The sequence below is a fragment of the Kitasatospora sp. NPDC058063 genome, assembly GCF_042885395.1.
GTDB classification, from domain to species: Bacteria; Actinomycetota; Actinomycetes; order Streptomycetales; family Streptomycetaceae; genus Kitasatospora; species Kitasatospora lactacystinica.
Genome location: NZ_JBHVSD010000005.1, coordinates 388,468 through 402,129 on the forward strand (window position 1 = coordinate 388,468; position 13,662 = coordinate 402,129).

Annotated in this window: 11 protein-coding genes; 5 read left to right on the forward strand and 6 right to left on the reverse strand. The window is 73.1% G+C overall.

Annotation, left to right across the window (positions count from 1 at the left end):
* The first annotated feature begins 377 nt into the window (after nt 1-377).
* Nucleotides 378-3,143, forward strand: a complete 2,766-nt coding sequence (locus ACFVUY_RS11425) for a SpoIIE family protein phosphatase (protein WP_387729263.1) — start codon at nt 378-380, stop codon at nt 3,141-3,143.
* A gap of 129 nt (nt 3,144-3,272) precedes the next feature.
* On the opposite strand, the gene ACFVUY_RS11430 is transcribed toward ACFVUY_RS11425, so the two are convergent.
* From ACFVUY_RS11430 to ACFVUY_RS11440, 3 genes are all read right to left on the reverse strand, one after another.
* A complete protein-coding gene (locus tag ACFVUY_RS11430) occupies nt 3,273-4,463 on the reverse strand; it encodes a CapA family protein (protein WP_387684161.1) in 1,191 nt (396 codons plus the stop codon).
* Nucleotides 4,464-4,651: 188 nt separating this feature from the next.
* Nucleotides 4,652-5,269 carry a hypothetical protein gene (locus tag ACFVUY_RS11435; RefSeq protein ID WP_387729266.1) on the reverse strand — a complete coding sequence of 206 codons (618 nt, stop codon included), beginning with the start codon at nt 5,267-5,269 and terminating at the stop codon, nt 4,652-4,654.
* A gap of 137 nt (nt 5,270-5,406) precedes the next feature.
* Nucleotides 5,407-6,447, reverse strand: a complete 1,041-nt coding sequence (locus ACFVUY_RS11440; RefSeq protein WP_387729270.1) for a hypothetical protein — start codon at nt 6,445-6,447, stop codon at nt 5,407-5,409.
* Nucleotides 6,448-6,843: 396 nt separating this feature from the next.
* On the opposite strand from ACFVUY_RS11440, the gene ACFVUY_RS11445 reads away from it, so the two are divergent.
* The gene (locus ACFVUY_RS11445; RefSeq protein ID WP_387729273.1) at nt 6,844-7,653 is read left to right on the forward strand and encodes an alpha/beta fold hydrolase; all 810 of its coding nucleotides are present in this window, start codon (nt 6,844-6,846) and stop codon (nt 7,651-7,653) included.
* Nucleotides 7,654-7,904: 251 nt separating this feature from the next.
* Here ACFVUY_RS11445 and ACFVUY_RS11450 read toward each other — a convergent pair whose 3' ends face one another.
* Nucleotides 7,905-8,903: a hypothetical protein gene (locus ACFVUY_RS11450; RefSeq protein ID WP_387729275.1), complete on the reverse strand. Its 999-nt coding sequence runs from the start codon at nt 8,901-8,903 to the stop codon at nt 7,905-7,907.
* A gap of 242 nt (nt 8,904-9,145) precedes the next feature.
* On the opposite strand from ACFVUY_RS11450, the gene ACFVUY_RS11455 reads away from it, so the two are divergent.
* Nucleotides 9,146-9,877, forward strand: a complete 732-nt coding sequence (locus ACFVUY_RS11455; RefSeq protein WP_387729277.1) for a hypothetical protein — start codon at nt 9,146-9,148, stop codon at nt 9,875-9,877.
* A 172-nt stretch (nt 9,878-10,049) separates the two neighbouring features.
* Here ACFVUY_RS11455 and ACFVUY_RS11460 read toward each other — a convergent pair whose 3' ends face one another.
* Nucleotides 10,050-10,916 carry an SAM-dependent methyltransferase gene (locus ACFVUY_RS11460; RefSeq protein ID WP_387729280.1) on the reverse strand — a complete coding sequence of 289 codons (867 nt, stop codon included), beginning with the start codon at nt 10,914-10,916 and terminating at the stop codon, nt 10,050-10,052.
* Nucleotides 10,917-11,224: 308 nt separating this feature from the next.
* Between ACFVUY_RS11460 and ACFVUY_RS11465 the strand changes: the two genes are divergently transcribed.
* Nucleotides 11,225-11,641 (forward strand): hypothetical protein, encoded by a 417-nt coding sequence (locus ACFVUY_RS11465; protein ID WP_387729282.1) that lies wholly within the window; start codon nt 11,225-11,227, stop codon nt 11,639-11,641.
* 175 nt (nt 11,642-11,816) lie between these two features.
* Complete coding sequence (locus ACFVUY_RS11470) at nt 11,817-12,152, forward strand: hypothetical protein (RefSeq protein ID WP_387729285.1); 336 nt, start codon at nt 11,817-11,819, stop codon at nt 12,150-12,152.
* A gap of 157 nt (nt 12,153-12,309) precedes the next feature.
* On the opposite strand, the gene ACFVUY_RS11475 is transcribed toward ACFVUY_RS11470, so the two are convergent.
* Nucleotides 12,310-12,837, reverse strand: a complete 528-nt coding sequence (locus ACFVUY_RS11475) for a hypothetical protein (RefSeq protein ID WP_387729287.1) — start codon at nt 12,835-12,837, stop codon at nt 12,310-12,312.
* Nucleotides 12,838-13,662: the final 825 nt, after the last annotated feature.

Here is a 13,662-nt window from a genome sequence, read left to right on the forward strand (position 1 = left end):
CTTCCAGGGGGCGGGAGAGGTGAGGTCGAAGCCGCCCGCTGGTGATTCGGCACCCGCCCGGGCCGGTCGCGGCACGAGGAGCAGGACGGCCCGTCCCGGCGGACCCGCGCGGCGCCTGCCCGCTCCCCGGCGATTCGGACGACCGCAGGCGGCAGCCGGGCCCCGCACCGCCCTCGGCCCCGCGCCGCCCTCGGCCCCGCGCCGCCCGTGCGGCCCTCGGCCCCGGCGGCTGTGGAGGCACGGCCGAGGGCCCGGTACTAGGCTGAAAGCCGAGGCGGCGTCCGGCCGAGGATGGTGCCACTGCCTCGGAACTCCTCTCAGCCGTCGGACGACGGGAGACCGGCATGAACGACCGCGTCGAAAGCTGATCCGGGCCGATGCGCGCAGCGGACGGCCATGACGCCGCGGGTGCGGACCCGGGCGGACCCGGGAAGGAGCGGCCGCCCCGGGGCGGCCTGCGCTCGCGGCTGCGCGTGCGCAGCGTCGCCGGCCAGGTGTTCGTGTGTCTGCTGGTCGTGGTGGCGCTGCTGGTCGGAGCCGCGCTGACGACGCTCGTCCTGCAGGCCCGGAGCTACGCCACGGGCGTGGCCGCGGGCCGTACCCGTGCCGCGGCCGTCGCCCTGGCGCAGGCCCCCGGTGTGGTGAGCGCGATGGACGGGCCCGATCCGACCGCGGTGCTGCAGCCGCTGGCCGACAAGATCGTGATGCAGGGCGGCTTCGACTACGTCGTGTTCGCCAACCCGGAGGGGATCCGCTACACGGCCCAGACCCCCGACCTGATCGGGAAGCATGTGATCGGGCCGTTCGCGCGCTCCCTCATGGGCCCGACCACCGACAGCTTCCAGACGCCCGTCGGGCGGGTGGTGGAGTCCGGAGCGCCGGTCACCCGACCGGACGGCTCGGTCGCCGGAGCGGTCGGGGTCGGAATCACCGTCGCGCACGTGGGCACGGCGGTGACCCGGCAGCTGCCGGTGCTGTTCGGCGGCGCGGCGGTAGCGCTCGCCGTCGGCATGGGCGGGGCGCTGCTGGTGCGGCGGCGGCTGCGGCGCCAGACACACGGCCTGGGCCCGGCCGAGATGACGCGGATGTACGAGCACCACGACGCGGTGCTGCACGCGGTCCGCGAGGGCGTGCTGATCGTCGGCGGGGACGGACGGGTCCTGCTGGCGAACGACGAGGCCCGGCGACTGCTGGAGCTGCCGCCCCGAGTGGAAGGACGGCCGGTCGACGAACTCGGGCTCGACCCGGGACTGGCCGGGCTGCTGGCCTCCGGGCGCACCGCGACCGACGAGGTGCACCGGGCCGGGGACCGGCTGCTCGCCGTCAACAACCGCCCCACCGCACCGTACGGCGGCGGGTCCGGCAGCGTCGCGACCGTCCGGGACACCACCGACCTGCGGGCCCTGGCCGGGCAGGCCGAGGCGGCCCGGGCCCGGCTGCAGCTGCTCTACGACGCGGGGCTGCGCGTCGGTACCACCCTGGACGTGACACGGACCGCGCAGGAGCTGGCCGACGTGGTCGTTCCGCGGTTCGCGGACTTCACGACGGTCGACCTCGCCGAGCCCGTGCTGCGCGGCGAGGAGCTGTACCCGGACCTCGGCATCGAGCACGGCCCGCGACTCCACCGCGCGGCCACCGCCGGCCGCGGCGAGGACTGGCCGTTCATGCCCGTGGGCACGGAGCTCAGCCCGCTCCCCGGTGCCCCGCACGAGACAGTCCTGAAGACCGGGCCCGCCGCGCTGGCCGAGGACCTGCGCCATGAGCAGGCCCGGCGGACGGACGCCCCGGAGGCCGCCGACCCGGTGCTTCCGCACGGAACGCACTCGCTGATCACCTCGCCGCTGCGGGCGCGCGGCCTGACCCTGGGCACGGTCAACTTCTGGCGGGCCGGTGAATCCGCGCCGTTCGACGACGAGGACCTCTCCGTCGTCGAGGAACTGGTGGCCCGCACGGCGATCTGCGTGGACAACGCCCGCCGCTACACCCGTGAGCACAGGATGGCCGAGACCCTGCAGCGCAGCCTGCTGCCCCGGGGGCTGCCCGAGCAGAGCGCCATGGAGGTGGCCTACCGCTACCTGCCCGCGCTGCGCGGGGTCGGCGGGGACTGGTTCGACGTCATCCCGCTGCCCGGCTTCCGGGTGGCCCTGGTCGTCGGCGACGTCGTCGGCCACGGCCTGCACGCCGCCGCCACCATGGGCCGGCTGCGCACCGCCGTGCTCAACTTCTCCGCCCTCGACCTGCCCCCGGACGAACTGATCGCCCGCCTCGACGAACTGGTCACCCGACTCGACCAGGACGAGGAGGCCGGGACGGCGGAGGAGGGCAAGAACGTGCCCGTCACCGGGGCGACCTGCCTGTACGCGATCTACGATCCGGTCTCCGGCCAGTGCAGCATGGCGCGGGCGGGGCACCCTCCGCCCGCGCTGGTCCGCCCCGACGGCAGTGTGGAGTTCGCCGACCTGCCGGCCGGCCCGCCGCTCGGCGTGGGCGGACTGCCCTTCGAGACCACCGAGCTGCGGCTGGAACCCGGTACCGCGCTCGTCCTCTACACCGACGGGCTGGTCGAGAACCGCGACCGCGACCTCGGCACCGGGCTCGACGAGCTGCGCCGGTCGCTGACCGGCGCCCAGGACCACCGGTCCCCGGAGGACACCTGCCGGGCGGTGTTCGACGCGCTGGTCCCACCGCGGCGCAGCGACGACATCGCCCTCCTCGTCGCGCGCACCCGGCTGCTCGACCCCGACCGGGTGGCCGTCTGGGACGTGCCGTTCGACTTCGCCGCCGTGTCCCGCGTCCGCAACGAGTGCGTCGAGCGGCTGACGGCCTGGGGACTGGAGGAGCTGACCTTCACGGCCGAGCTGATCCTCAGCGAGCTGATCACCAATGCCATCCGCTACGGAGCCGAGCCGATCCGGGTGCGGCTGCTGAAGGACAGCAGCCTGGTCTGCGAGGTCTCCGACGGCAGCAGCACCGCGCCCCACCTGCGCTACGCCGCCACCACGGACGAGGGCGGCCGGGGCCTGTTCCTGGTGGCGCAGCTGGCCGAGCGGTGGGGCACCAGGTACACGGCCCGGGGCAAGGTCATCTGGTCCGAGCAGCCCCTGACCGCGCCCGAGTACCGGTTCGAGGCGCTGTTGGCGTGACACCGGGAGTGGTGCGCGTCGGACGGTTCCGGTGCCGCCCGCGGGTGCAGCGCGGTTCGGGTGCCGTCCGTGGGTGCAGGGCGGTTCCGGTGCCGCCCGTGCACGCCGGACCGCTCGGGGGCCGTCCGCTCAGGGGGCCGAGGTCAGTCCTGCCGAGGCGCCCCCGCGGCTCAGCACGACCGTCCGGATGTGCTCCAGGGCCCGGGCGTAGTCGCCGCGGCCGGGTGCGTGGTGGACGGCCTCGGTCAGGTCGAGGACCCGGTAGGGCGGACCGAGGTCCGTCAGCTGCGGGACGAACTCGGCCTTGGTGACGGCCCATCGTTGCCCGGGCCGGGCGGGCGGCGAGAAGGTGAACCGGGCGATCGAGCTCCAGTTTCCGCGCGGGTCCTCAGCGCCGGTGTAGTTGAACATGTGCCCGGCGAGCTGGTCGCCCAGGCCGTAGACCGTCCAGGTGTCGCCGATCTTCTCGTACGCCTGCGGGATGTGGGCGTGGGTGCCGAGGATCAGATCGATGTCGGGCCGGCCGGGGCTCTGCTCGGCGGCCAGGTCGCGGGCGAGTGCGAGCTGCTGGTCGTTCGGGGCGTCCTGCCACTCGGTGCCCCAGTGGAGGCTGACCACCACGATGTCCGCCCCCTGCTCCCGGACGGTCCTGGCGTCGGTGAGGATCCGCTCCCGGTCGATGAGGTTGACCGCCCAGGGCTGCCCCTGCGGCAGCGGGATGCCGTTGGTGCCGTAGGTGTAGGCGAGCTGGGCCACCGTGGCGCCGCCCGCCGTGAGCAGCGCGGGGCTGCCCGCCTCGTCGGCGTCGCGGGCGGAGCCCGTGTGTTTGAGGCCGACGGCGTCCAAGGCGTCGAGCGTGCGCCGGATGCCGGCGGGTCCGTCGTCGAGCGTGTGGTTGGAGGCGGTGTCGCAGGAGCTGTATCCGGCGTCCTTGAGCGCCCGGGCGATCTGCGGGGGCGACTTGAACGACGGGTAGCCGGTGAAGGGCCCACCGTCGGGGCCGTACACCGTCTCCATGTGGCAGATGGCGAGATCGGCGGCACTGATGACCGGCTTGACGCCGGCGAGCATCGGGGTGAAGTCGTAGCCGTTGCCCCCGGCGTCCTCCGCGGCCTGCCGGATGATCTCGGTGTGCGGCAGGACGTCCCCCGTCGCGACCAGGGTGAACGCCCGTGGCCCCGGCGGGGTCGGCGTGGCCGCGGCGCTCGGGTCGCGCAGCGGCGACGGCGCGGTCTGCCGGGCCTGCGGTGCCCCGCACCCCGTGAGGGCGAGCAGCAGGGCGGTGGCGGCGGTGAGAAACTCTCGGCGCGGAAATCGCATCGTCGGACCGTCCCGTCATCGGCGGGTATGACGGTCCGACTATGCGAGCAATCGACCGGCCGATGCGGAACCCGCGCCCTGAGATCACCCGACGGGACTCAACGAGGCCGTACCCCGGGGGACCGGCTCCCGCGGCGGGGCGGTGTGCGGGCGGCAGCCCGGGGCGATGGCTCGGTCGGTGCGGCGGCTCAGTCGGTGCGGGCCAGGCCCTCGGCGAGGGGGCCGAACAGCAGGCCCCAGTTGCCGGGGAGGGCGGCGATCGCGGCGGTGAGATGGCCGCGGACGACCGTCCACTCGTCGGGACGGTGGAACGGGCCGTGGGCGATGACGGTCTCCAGGCAGTGGTCGACGGTGTCGGCGAAGTCGTCGTCCTGCGGTCCGGCGTGGCCCAGGCGCCCGCAGGCCCGGTCGACGTCGGCGGACAGGCCCGTTTCCACGTCGAGGTCGGTGACGGCGTCGAGGAGGTAGAGCAGATGGCCGCCCGGCTCCGGGAGCTCGGTGCGCAGGCCGTCGGTGGTGAACGTCCGGTCGGCGTTGTCGCCGACCAGGTCGGAGCCGTCGACGGCGTCGGCGACCAGCACGGCCCAGTACGCCGGATCGTGCGGGCCGTCGGTCTGGCGCAGGTGGGCGGCGGCGAACGCGGCCATGGCGTCCGGGTCCTCGATGAGGGGCGAGACGACCAGGTCGCTGCGGTGGTCGAAGCCGAAGAAGTGGCGGCGCCCGTCGAGCGTGAGCGACTCGACGGCGGCGACGTGGCCGACCCGTCCGGGCAACGGCTCGTACCGGGTGGCGGATTCGGTGTTCATGGGGAGGACCGTAGCGGGGGGCACCGACATCGGCGGGCGTGAACGGGCGGGCGTGAACAGGCCGGTGTGAACAGGCCGGTGTGCGGGCGGGCGGGTGTGCGGGCGGCGCAGGGCCCGCACACCCGCCCGTCGGACGGTCAGAGGACGACGGCCTTCAGGTAGCTGGTCTCGCCGCGCGAGCCGGCCAGGTAGAGGGTGTGCCCGTCGGGGCCGAGGGCGGTGGCGCCCACGCCGTCGAGGCCGAAGCCGGTGAGGTTGGCGTCGGGGAGGGCGGTGTTGGTGGCGGTGTCGTAGACCAGGACGGTGGCGGAGGGCTTCCAGCCGTCCTTGAGGACGAACAGGCGGCTGCCGTCCGGGGAGACCGACACCAGGTGGGTGTCGGCGGAGGTGGCCGGGCCGCCGAGGGTGAAGGCGGTGCGGGAGGTGTCGGTGAAGGGGTTGAGCTCGTAGCCGGAGCCCTGGGCGGAGCGGCTGCCGAGGGCGTAGAGGCGGGTGCCCTCGCGGGAGGCGGTGACCTCGGTCGCGGCGGCGAGCGGCTGGACGGTGCCGGTGACGGTCGGGACGGGAGTGGTCAGGTCGAGGTGGACGACGCCCGCGCCGGTGGCGACGTAGGCGGCGGCGCCGCCATTGTGGAGGGCGATCCCGTCGACGTCCGGGTCACCGAGCGTGACGGCTCCGGTGAAGGAGCGGGCGACGGTGTCGAAGACCAGCACCCGGCCGGGGCCGGAGGAGCCCTGCTGGGTGACGAACACCCGGGACCCGTCGGCGCTGACGGCGATCGCGCGCGGGGTGTCGACGGGCGTGCGGGAGAGCACGGTGCTGGTGGCGAGGTCGACGGTGAGCAGGTGGTCGGCGGCGAGGACGTAGATCCGGTTGCCGTCGGGGCTGAGGGCGGGCCGGCCGAGGGGGCCGTCCTGGCTGAGCGGGGTCTGGGCCAGGACCGCGCCGGTGCGGGTGTCGACGGTGCGCAGGAAGCCGGGGTGGTCGGCGCCGACGCGGTCCTCGGCGGCGACGTAGGCGCGGTTGCCGTCGGCACTGACGGCGATGCCGAACGCCCGCCACCCGACGGCGGTGTCGGCTGTGCCGGCGGTGGCGGCGCCGGCCGGAACGGCGCACAGGAGTGCGGTGGACGCCGCGAGGGCGATGGTCCAACGAGCCTTGACCGTAAGCGAGTTCACAGATCTCTCCCCGGGCGGTGGCCGCGCGTTGTGCGAGGCGTGGACACGCTACGAGGAGGGGCGGGGTGGATGGAGAAGGTGTGAAGGAGTTGACCGGATCGGCATTGGTCTAGTCCAAAATTCGCGGGCGCGCGGTCAACGGGATGGTCGCGTGCTGCGGCCCCTGGTCGCGGCGCACGGCGGGCTCCTCGGTTGTGATCCACACTCGATTCGGCGGCAGGTCGTGGGTGGGCCGGGCCGTCGCAGTCCACGGTCTCTCCCGGCGGACCTCGGGACCATGGCGGGCGGACCAGGATCCGGATGTCGAAAACTGTCGCCGCCGACAAACGCACAGCGTCTACGGTCGGGCGCGGGACGCTTCCGTCCCTGTTCCCACCGCGATCCGGAGGTCGGCCCATGCCGCGCTTTGTCACAACGGACGACGTCACGCTGCACTACTACGACGAGGGCGAGGGCCGTCCGGTCGTCCTGGTCTCGGGCTACGGGCAGCCCGCCGACGACTGGGCGCTGCAGTGGGGCGCGCTGCGCGGGGCCGGGTACCGGGTGGTCTCGCTGGACCGCCGCTGGGCGGGCGGCTCGGACCGGCCGCCGTACGGTCTGCGGACGTCGCGCGGCGGCAAGGACGTCCAGGAACTGCTGGCGCACCTGGAACTGGAGGGCGTGCTGCTGGCCGGCCAGTCGATGGGTGCCAGCCACGCCTGGGCGTACGCGAGCCTCTTCGGGTGCGAGCGGCTGGCCGGGATCGTCTCGATCGACCAGAGCCCGAAGATGGTCAACGACCCGGGCTGGGAGCACGGCTTCTACGGGCTGACGATGGAGAACCTCGGGACCTTCTTCCTCGACCCCGCGAACGTCCTCGGGACCGGGCGCGGCCGGGCCTGGCAGAGCGAGGAGGAGGTCGACGCGAAGATCCGTGCGGCCGGAGGCAGGGGCGCGGTGCGGGACATCACGCCGGACACCTTCCCGCTGATGTTCGACCACGCCTGCCAGGACTGGCGGGACGTCGTCTCCCGGATCACCGTGCCCGCGCTGATCGTCGCGGGGGAGCAGAGCCAGTTCTGGCCCGCCGAGCACGCCCACGCCACCGCTGCCCTCAGCCCGCTCGCCCGGGCGGCCGTCGTGCCGGGGGCGGGGCACCCGGCCCACGTGGACGAGCCGGAGGCGGTCAACGAGCTGCTGGTGGAGTTCGCGGACTCGCTGCGCTGACAGCGGCAGTGCGGGCGGACGTCGGGGCCCGGTCCGGTGCTCACCGGACCGGGCCCCGACGTTCGGGCCAAGCGTCGTAGTCCGGGCTCAGCGTCGTACCAGCGAGGGGACAGCCGGCCCGGCAGCCGGAACTGAAAACCCGGGCACCGTCGGGGAACCGGCTACCGCTTCGAACCGTCCTCGTCGTCCGATCCGGCCGCGACCGGCCGCGACCGGCCGCCGGGCCGTCCGGGCTTTCCGCACAGCGCGTGTCACTGGTTGTTCTGCAGGTGCGGGTGCTCGGAGGAGGTCGTGCACACATACACCTGAAGGCTTCCGCTGCGGCCGATGCCGAGCTGGGTGGCAGTGGCCGGGCCGAGGGAGTGCGGGCCGGTGTAGCCGGACTCCTCCTCCGGTCGCCAGCTTCCGCTGCCGCCGTCCCACTCGTTGCCGTTGAGGGTCAGCAGCGGGCGCAGGCCGGAGCCGCACTCGGCACAGGCCATCGGGTGGCCCGGGTCGGAGAAGCTCCACGGGGCGTGGCCGCCCGCCTTGCAGCCCGGGGCGACGGCGAGGTCGTACTGGTAGACGAGGTCGTGCCGGTCCTCCCACGCGTGGATCCGTTCCCGCAGTTCCTTCGGCAGTTCGTGCGGGGCCGGGTACTCGGTGGCCGTTTCGGGGTGCAGGACGCACGCCGCGGGGAGGTACTCCTCGTTGCCGATCACCGATGGCTGCGGGGCCGTGTCGAGCGGGTCGGTCACCTCGGCGGCGGCCCGCCAGCGCAATTCGGTACGGGGCAGGCAGTCCTCGTCGTCGTGGTCGAACGGGCACCAGAGCACCTGCAGCAGGTCGGTGCCGTCCGGGCACGGCAGACCGGGGACGTCGGCGGCGTACAGCTGGGCCACCGGCACCATCGGGACCGGTCCGCTCTGGGCGATCTCCGAGCCCCGGTGGACGCGCTCCACCGTCGCGCGCTCCTCCGGGCTCAGCGGGTCGCCCCCGCCGGTGTCGGGCCGGCACCACATCTCGGCGATGATCCGGCGCTTCAGCCGTACGTCCTCGGGAGTGGCGCCGAACTGCGAGGGGCCACCGTGCTCCGGGCAGGTGGGCCATGGCTCCCGCTCGGGCCAGAGCAAGGGCCCGCCGATCGAACTCTCCGCCGCGCTCGGTTCGCCGGCGCGGGGGTGAAGTCGTACGACGGTGCGGGCCATCGGCGCGAGTTCGGGGAAGTGCGCGGTCACGTCGACCGGGCGGGGCGGGGTGGTGCGGCTCATGAGCAAGAGGATAGGTGCAGCCACTGACACCCCAGGGGCGGGCCGCCTCCCGGCGCGCACTCGGTGATCGGGTCCCCCGTGTCGGAGCTCTCCCCGAGCGGGACGTCAGGTGCCCCGTTCCCGCCCTGTGGCGGTCGCGTCCATTCAACTGGCCTTCGATGCCGGGTTGTTGCTGTTCACGGACGCTTCCGGGCCGCCGCGGCGGGAAGACTGGGAGGAGAGTACGGCGCGGGGGAGGCGCAGTGGGACGGACGGCGTGGGCGACGGGGCGGGCGGCGGTGCTGGCGCTGGTGCTGGGGGCCGCGGCCTGTACGGGCCAGGGCGGCGGCGACTGGGGCGACGGCGGGCTGCCCTCGCCGACCGTCGTCGTGCGGCCGGCGCCGGCCGGGCACGGGGTCGTGCTGTCGCCGGCCGCCCCGGCGTCGGCGCAGTGGATCGTCGACAGTCTGGCCCTACCGGGTGCGAGCCCCGAGGCCTGTCCGGTGCCCGCCCTGACGGACATGGTGGTCCTGGACAACGGAATCGGACGCAGCCACGCGGCCGCGGTGTGGCTCGGAGACGGCGAGGTGGAGTGTCTCGCCACGATCAGGAAGGGCGACGGCGTCACCAAGGTCGTCATCGGTACCTCGCTCGACTCCCTGGCGGACCAGCCGGTCCCGATCTGGCTCGGCGGGTGGGCGATCTTCACCGTCTTCCCCGGTGATGCGAGGAAGGTCGTGATCAAGGGCGACGACGACCACGTCTTCGGGCCGCTGCACCAGCGGTTCGTGGACTTCGGCGGCGGCCGGGAACTCACGATCGTGGAATACGCGTACCTCCCCGAGGGCCCGGAGTCCGAGAAATCGATTCCCTCCGCCCGGGCGCAGGTGTGCCCGTCAGGGACCGGTCCGGCCGACACCGCCTCCTGCCGCCCGGCCCGCTGGCTCGGACGGCCGCCCGCACCGACGCCGAGCCGGCCGCCCGGCTCGGCCTGACCGCGTTGCCCGGCCTGACCGCGTTGCCCGGCCCTGAGCGCGCGCTGCCCGGCCCCGACAGAGCGGCGCGCCCGGTTCTCATGGCGCGCCCGCGTCCGCGTGGCCGGGGCCGTGGCGTGACCACCTGCCGGTGCTCACGCCACGGATCGTCATGCTCCCGACTCCGCGGGCGTCAGGGCTTGATGGCGACGGCCGCGTAGAAGGAGACCTGGGCGTCGGTGACGGTCGCGGGCAGAGCGTCCGTGGCGACGTCGGTGTCGTCGCCGTGCCAGCGGTGGGCGGGGACGATACCGGGGTCGAGGAGGTCCAGGCCGGAGAAGAAGGTGGCGAACTCGTCCTTGTGGCGCAGCCGCAGGGAGGTGCCGGCCTGGTTGTAGATCTCCTGCACCTTGGAGGCGCCGGACGGGTCGAGTTCGGCCGTGGCGTGGGAGAGGACGAGCGCGGAGCCGGACGGCAGCGGGTCCAGGAGGTGCTTGACGATGGCGTGGGCGTCGCCGAGGTCCGGGACGAAGTGGAGCAGGGCCACCATCGACAGAACCACGGGCTGCGTGAGGTCGAGGGTCGCGGCGACCTGGGGAGTGGCCAGGATGGCGGCCGGGTCGTGGACATCGCCGTGGACGTAGGCGGTGCGGCCCTGGGGGGTGCTGGTCATCAGGGCGCGGGAGTGGGCCAGCACGACGGGGTCGTTGTCGGCGTAGACCACGCGGGCCGCCGGCTCCACGGCCTGGGCGACCTCGTGGAGGTTCGGCGAGGTGGGGATGCCGGTGCCGATGTCCAGCCACTGGCGCAGACCGCGCCGGGCCAGCGCCCGGGTGGCGCGGTGCATGAAGGCGCGGTTGGCGTGGACCGCGGTGCGCATGGTGGGGAAGACGGTCAGGACGCGTTCGGCCGCCTCGCGGTCGACCGCGAAGTTGTCCTTGCCGCCGAGGAAGTAGTCGTACATCCGGGCGCTGTGCGGAACGTCCTGGCGTATGTGCAGGGCGGCCGATTCATCGGATCCGAACTCGGCGGCCGTCGCCACGGTCTCGTCGGTGCTCATTCCCTGCCCCTTCATTGGTGATCATGCCAGGCCCGCCGCAGTCTAGCCAACTCGCCTGCGGTGCGCGGGAAGTCCGCCGCATCCCCCTGGCCGCAGGACTGCGACGACGACAGGCCAACGGAGTTGCCGGCGGAACCGGCGCGGTCGAGCCGCCGGACCATCCCTCTCCCCGCGAAATCGCTTACTGTTACAAGGTGGTGACGTTTCGTCCACAACCCGAGTGGGGCGCGGGGCGTCTCCACAGATGACAGGGCCCGAGCCGCACCGATCGTGCCTTCGGGCCGGATCCACCTTGGAAAGGACACACCGTGATCGTCTCCAAGCGGAACTCCCTGCGCCTGGCCGCCGTGACCACCCTGGCCGCGGCCTCCCTCGCCGTGGCGGGCACCGCCATGGCCGCCGCCCCCGTCTCCCAGCCCGTGCCCGCCACCCGGCCCGCGGCCGCCACCGCGCAGGCCGGCATCACCGCCAAGCCGTCGGTCTCCACCGTCCAGGCGTGGCAGCTGTTCCGCGTCACCGGCACGACCACCGGCCTCAAGGCGGGAAGCACGGTGACCCTGCAGCAGAAGCAGCACGGCGCGTGGGTCACCCTGCCCGCCTCCGTCACCACGACCAGCGCTGGCTCCTACTCCCTCGGCGTGAAGCTCGGCATCAAGGGCCTGAACGAGCTGCGCATCATCAGCGGAAGCACCGCCTCGCCCGTGTTCACCGTCACCGTGCGCTGACCCACGGCGCACGGCCCACCCGGCATGCCGCACCGGACCCGGCCCTGACGCCGGGTCCGGCGCGGCGCCCGGGCCGGCAGCGGGTGCTCGTGCGGCCCGGCAGCGAGGGATGCGCCGGGCCGCACGAGTTAGACGGGGCGGGCGGCCGACGGCGTGAGCGCCGTAGGATCGGCTGATGAATGAGGAGTATCCGTTCGAGGGCGGCCGCAATCTCAGGTGGGTGCTGGAGGGATTCGGCCCCGATGAGTGGCTCTGCTCGTCCGTCACGGTGACGCGAGAGCAGTTTCTCCGGGTGAGGGGCCTGTTCGAGCTCGGCGATGACGAGTGGATGATGGCCAGCGTGTACCCGGTTCCCATCGAGGCTCGGGGTCCGCTGCGGGCAGTCGTCGAGACGGCTCTGTTCGAGGAGGGGGTGGACTACTTCCTCGGGGCCCAGCAGGACCTCCCCTCCGGGCTCTGGCCTCCCCGAGGGGTCTGCGGGCCGTTCCCGGGCCCGATTCCTCCGCCGTGAACCAGCACACGTCGTGACGGCTCCGCAGGACTCGTGCCAGAGCCTTCTCGGGCAGCGGCTCGAATTCCGTGACCGGGAATGGTGGGCACATGGCCGGAGCCTGGGCCGGCGGCTCGGCGGCTCGGCGGCTCGGCGGCTCGGCGGCTCGGCGGCGCGGTCAGGGGCCGGCGTGGGCGGGGGTGTTCGGTGTGCTTGCTGTCTGTGCGCTGGGCTCCGGGGTCTTGTGCAGGAGTTCGTCGTCCGCGCAGAAGGTGTCGGGATCGTCGACGAGGCACAGGACGTATTCGCCGTCCTGCCTGAAGGCACCCGGGTTGATGACGCACCCGGACGACTGCCTGGCGGTGCCGGGGAATTGAACGGATACGTCGTAGCCCTCGGTCGCGGTCCGGTCGGAGTGGCTGGAGGTGTCGGAGTCGCGGACGTAGAACTGCCAGGTTCCGTCGAGATTGCAGGAACCGGTCGGTGTGCGGGAGGTCAGACGGTGGTCGGTGTCGAACCACAGCGTCATGCCTCTGCCGTTCGTCCAGGCGCCGACCAGGTCGCTCTGGCTGATCAAGGCCTCGTCCGGCCGTGATCCGAGGATTCCGCAGCCCGGCGCCGCTGCAACGCAGGATGCCACTACCAGCACCCATGCTGCGGCATGCGTACCGCGAGCCCTCCTCGTGTGCACCGCTGCCCTGTCCATGTGCCGTTGCTCTCCTTCCCGTCCGGCGCACAGCGAAGTACCTGGCCGTCGGCGTGTGGACGGGCCGGCTGCCGCCGAAACGGTCTCATCATGGCAGTAGATTTGAACATGTTCAACACGTGCTCGGTGTCGACCGCTCGGAAGGTGTCGACAGCTCACGTCGACCACTCGCTCGGGACAGCAAGCCCGCCCGGGCCCACCCCGTCGAGGCGGGACTCGGTTCAACAGCAACCCGGCATGCGACCACGGGCTCACGATCCACCGTTCGATTGCTGATCTCCGCCGCGTCGGGGCCGACGGTCCAGGAAGTCGATCAGGCGCACCTCGGAACGCAGAAGTCGCTCTCGTTGTTCAGGCGGAAGCGAAGCGAGAGGGTCGACCAGGACCTGCCGCCGGGGAACGTGAACCAGGTTGCTGGAGTAGACCCGGCAGCCCGAACACCAGGCGAGCCCGATGCAGCGCTCGAACAAGGCGGACCCGGACGGGTGGAAGCGGTAGTGATACGAGCGGACGGACGTTCCGCAGGCGGCACAGACACGTCGATCACCCTCGGGGGCCGTGCCCCAGGTCGCGACCTTTCGCCAGTGCCGTCCGGTCGGTGCTCCTCAAGTCGTCATGCCGGACATTCTCCCTCACGCCAGCCGGTTCGGGACAGCCGGTCGGTCACCGATCGCGCCTGTCACGGACTCCGTGCCTGAAACGAGGTCAGCCGTTGCCGATACGGAGTCCCCGGCCGGCGGAAAACCGGATGACTCGCGGCGTCGCGCTCTGGCAGCCTCACGAGACGAAGCACCCGAAGGACCGCCGACCTGCACAGGAGTCACC

Excerpts from the sequence above, each read along its gene's own strand:
- ACFVUY_RS11430 (WP_387684161.1), bottom strand. The coding sequence starts at position 4,463 with ATGCGATTTCCGCGCCGAGAGTTTCTCACCGCCGCCACCGCCCTGCTG.
- ACFVUY_RS11475 (WP_387729287.1), bottom strand. The coding sequence starts at position 12,837 with ATGGACAGGGCAGCGGTGCACACGAGGAGGGCTCGCGGTACGCATGCC.
- ACFVUY_RS11470 (WP_387729285.1), top strand. The coding sequence starts at position 11,817 with ATGAATGAGGAGTATCCGTTCGAGGGCGGCCGCAATCTCAGGTGGGTG.
- ACFVUY_RS11435 (WP_387729266.1), bottom strand. The coding sequence starts at position 5,269 with ATGAACACCGAATCCGCCACCCGGTACGAGCCGTTGCCCGGACGGGTC.
- ACFVUY_RS11425 (WP_387729263.1), top strand. The coding sequence starts at position 378 with ATGCGCGCAGCGGACGGCCATGACGCCGCGGGTGCGGACCCGGGCGGA.
- ACFVUY_RS11445 (WP_387729273.1), top strand. The coding sequence starts at position 6,844 with ATGCCGCGCTTTGTCACAACGGACGACGTCACGCTGCACTACTACGAC.
- ACFVUY_RS11450 (WP_387729275.1), bottom strand. The coding sequence starts at position 8,903 with ATGAGCCGCACCACCCCGCCCCGCCCGGTCGACGTGACCGCGCACTTC.
- ACFVUY_RS11460 (WP_387729280.1), bottom strand. The coding sequence starts at position 10,916 with ATGAGCACCGACGAGACCGTGGCGACGGCCGCCGAGTTCGGATCCGAT.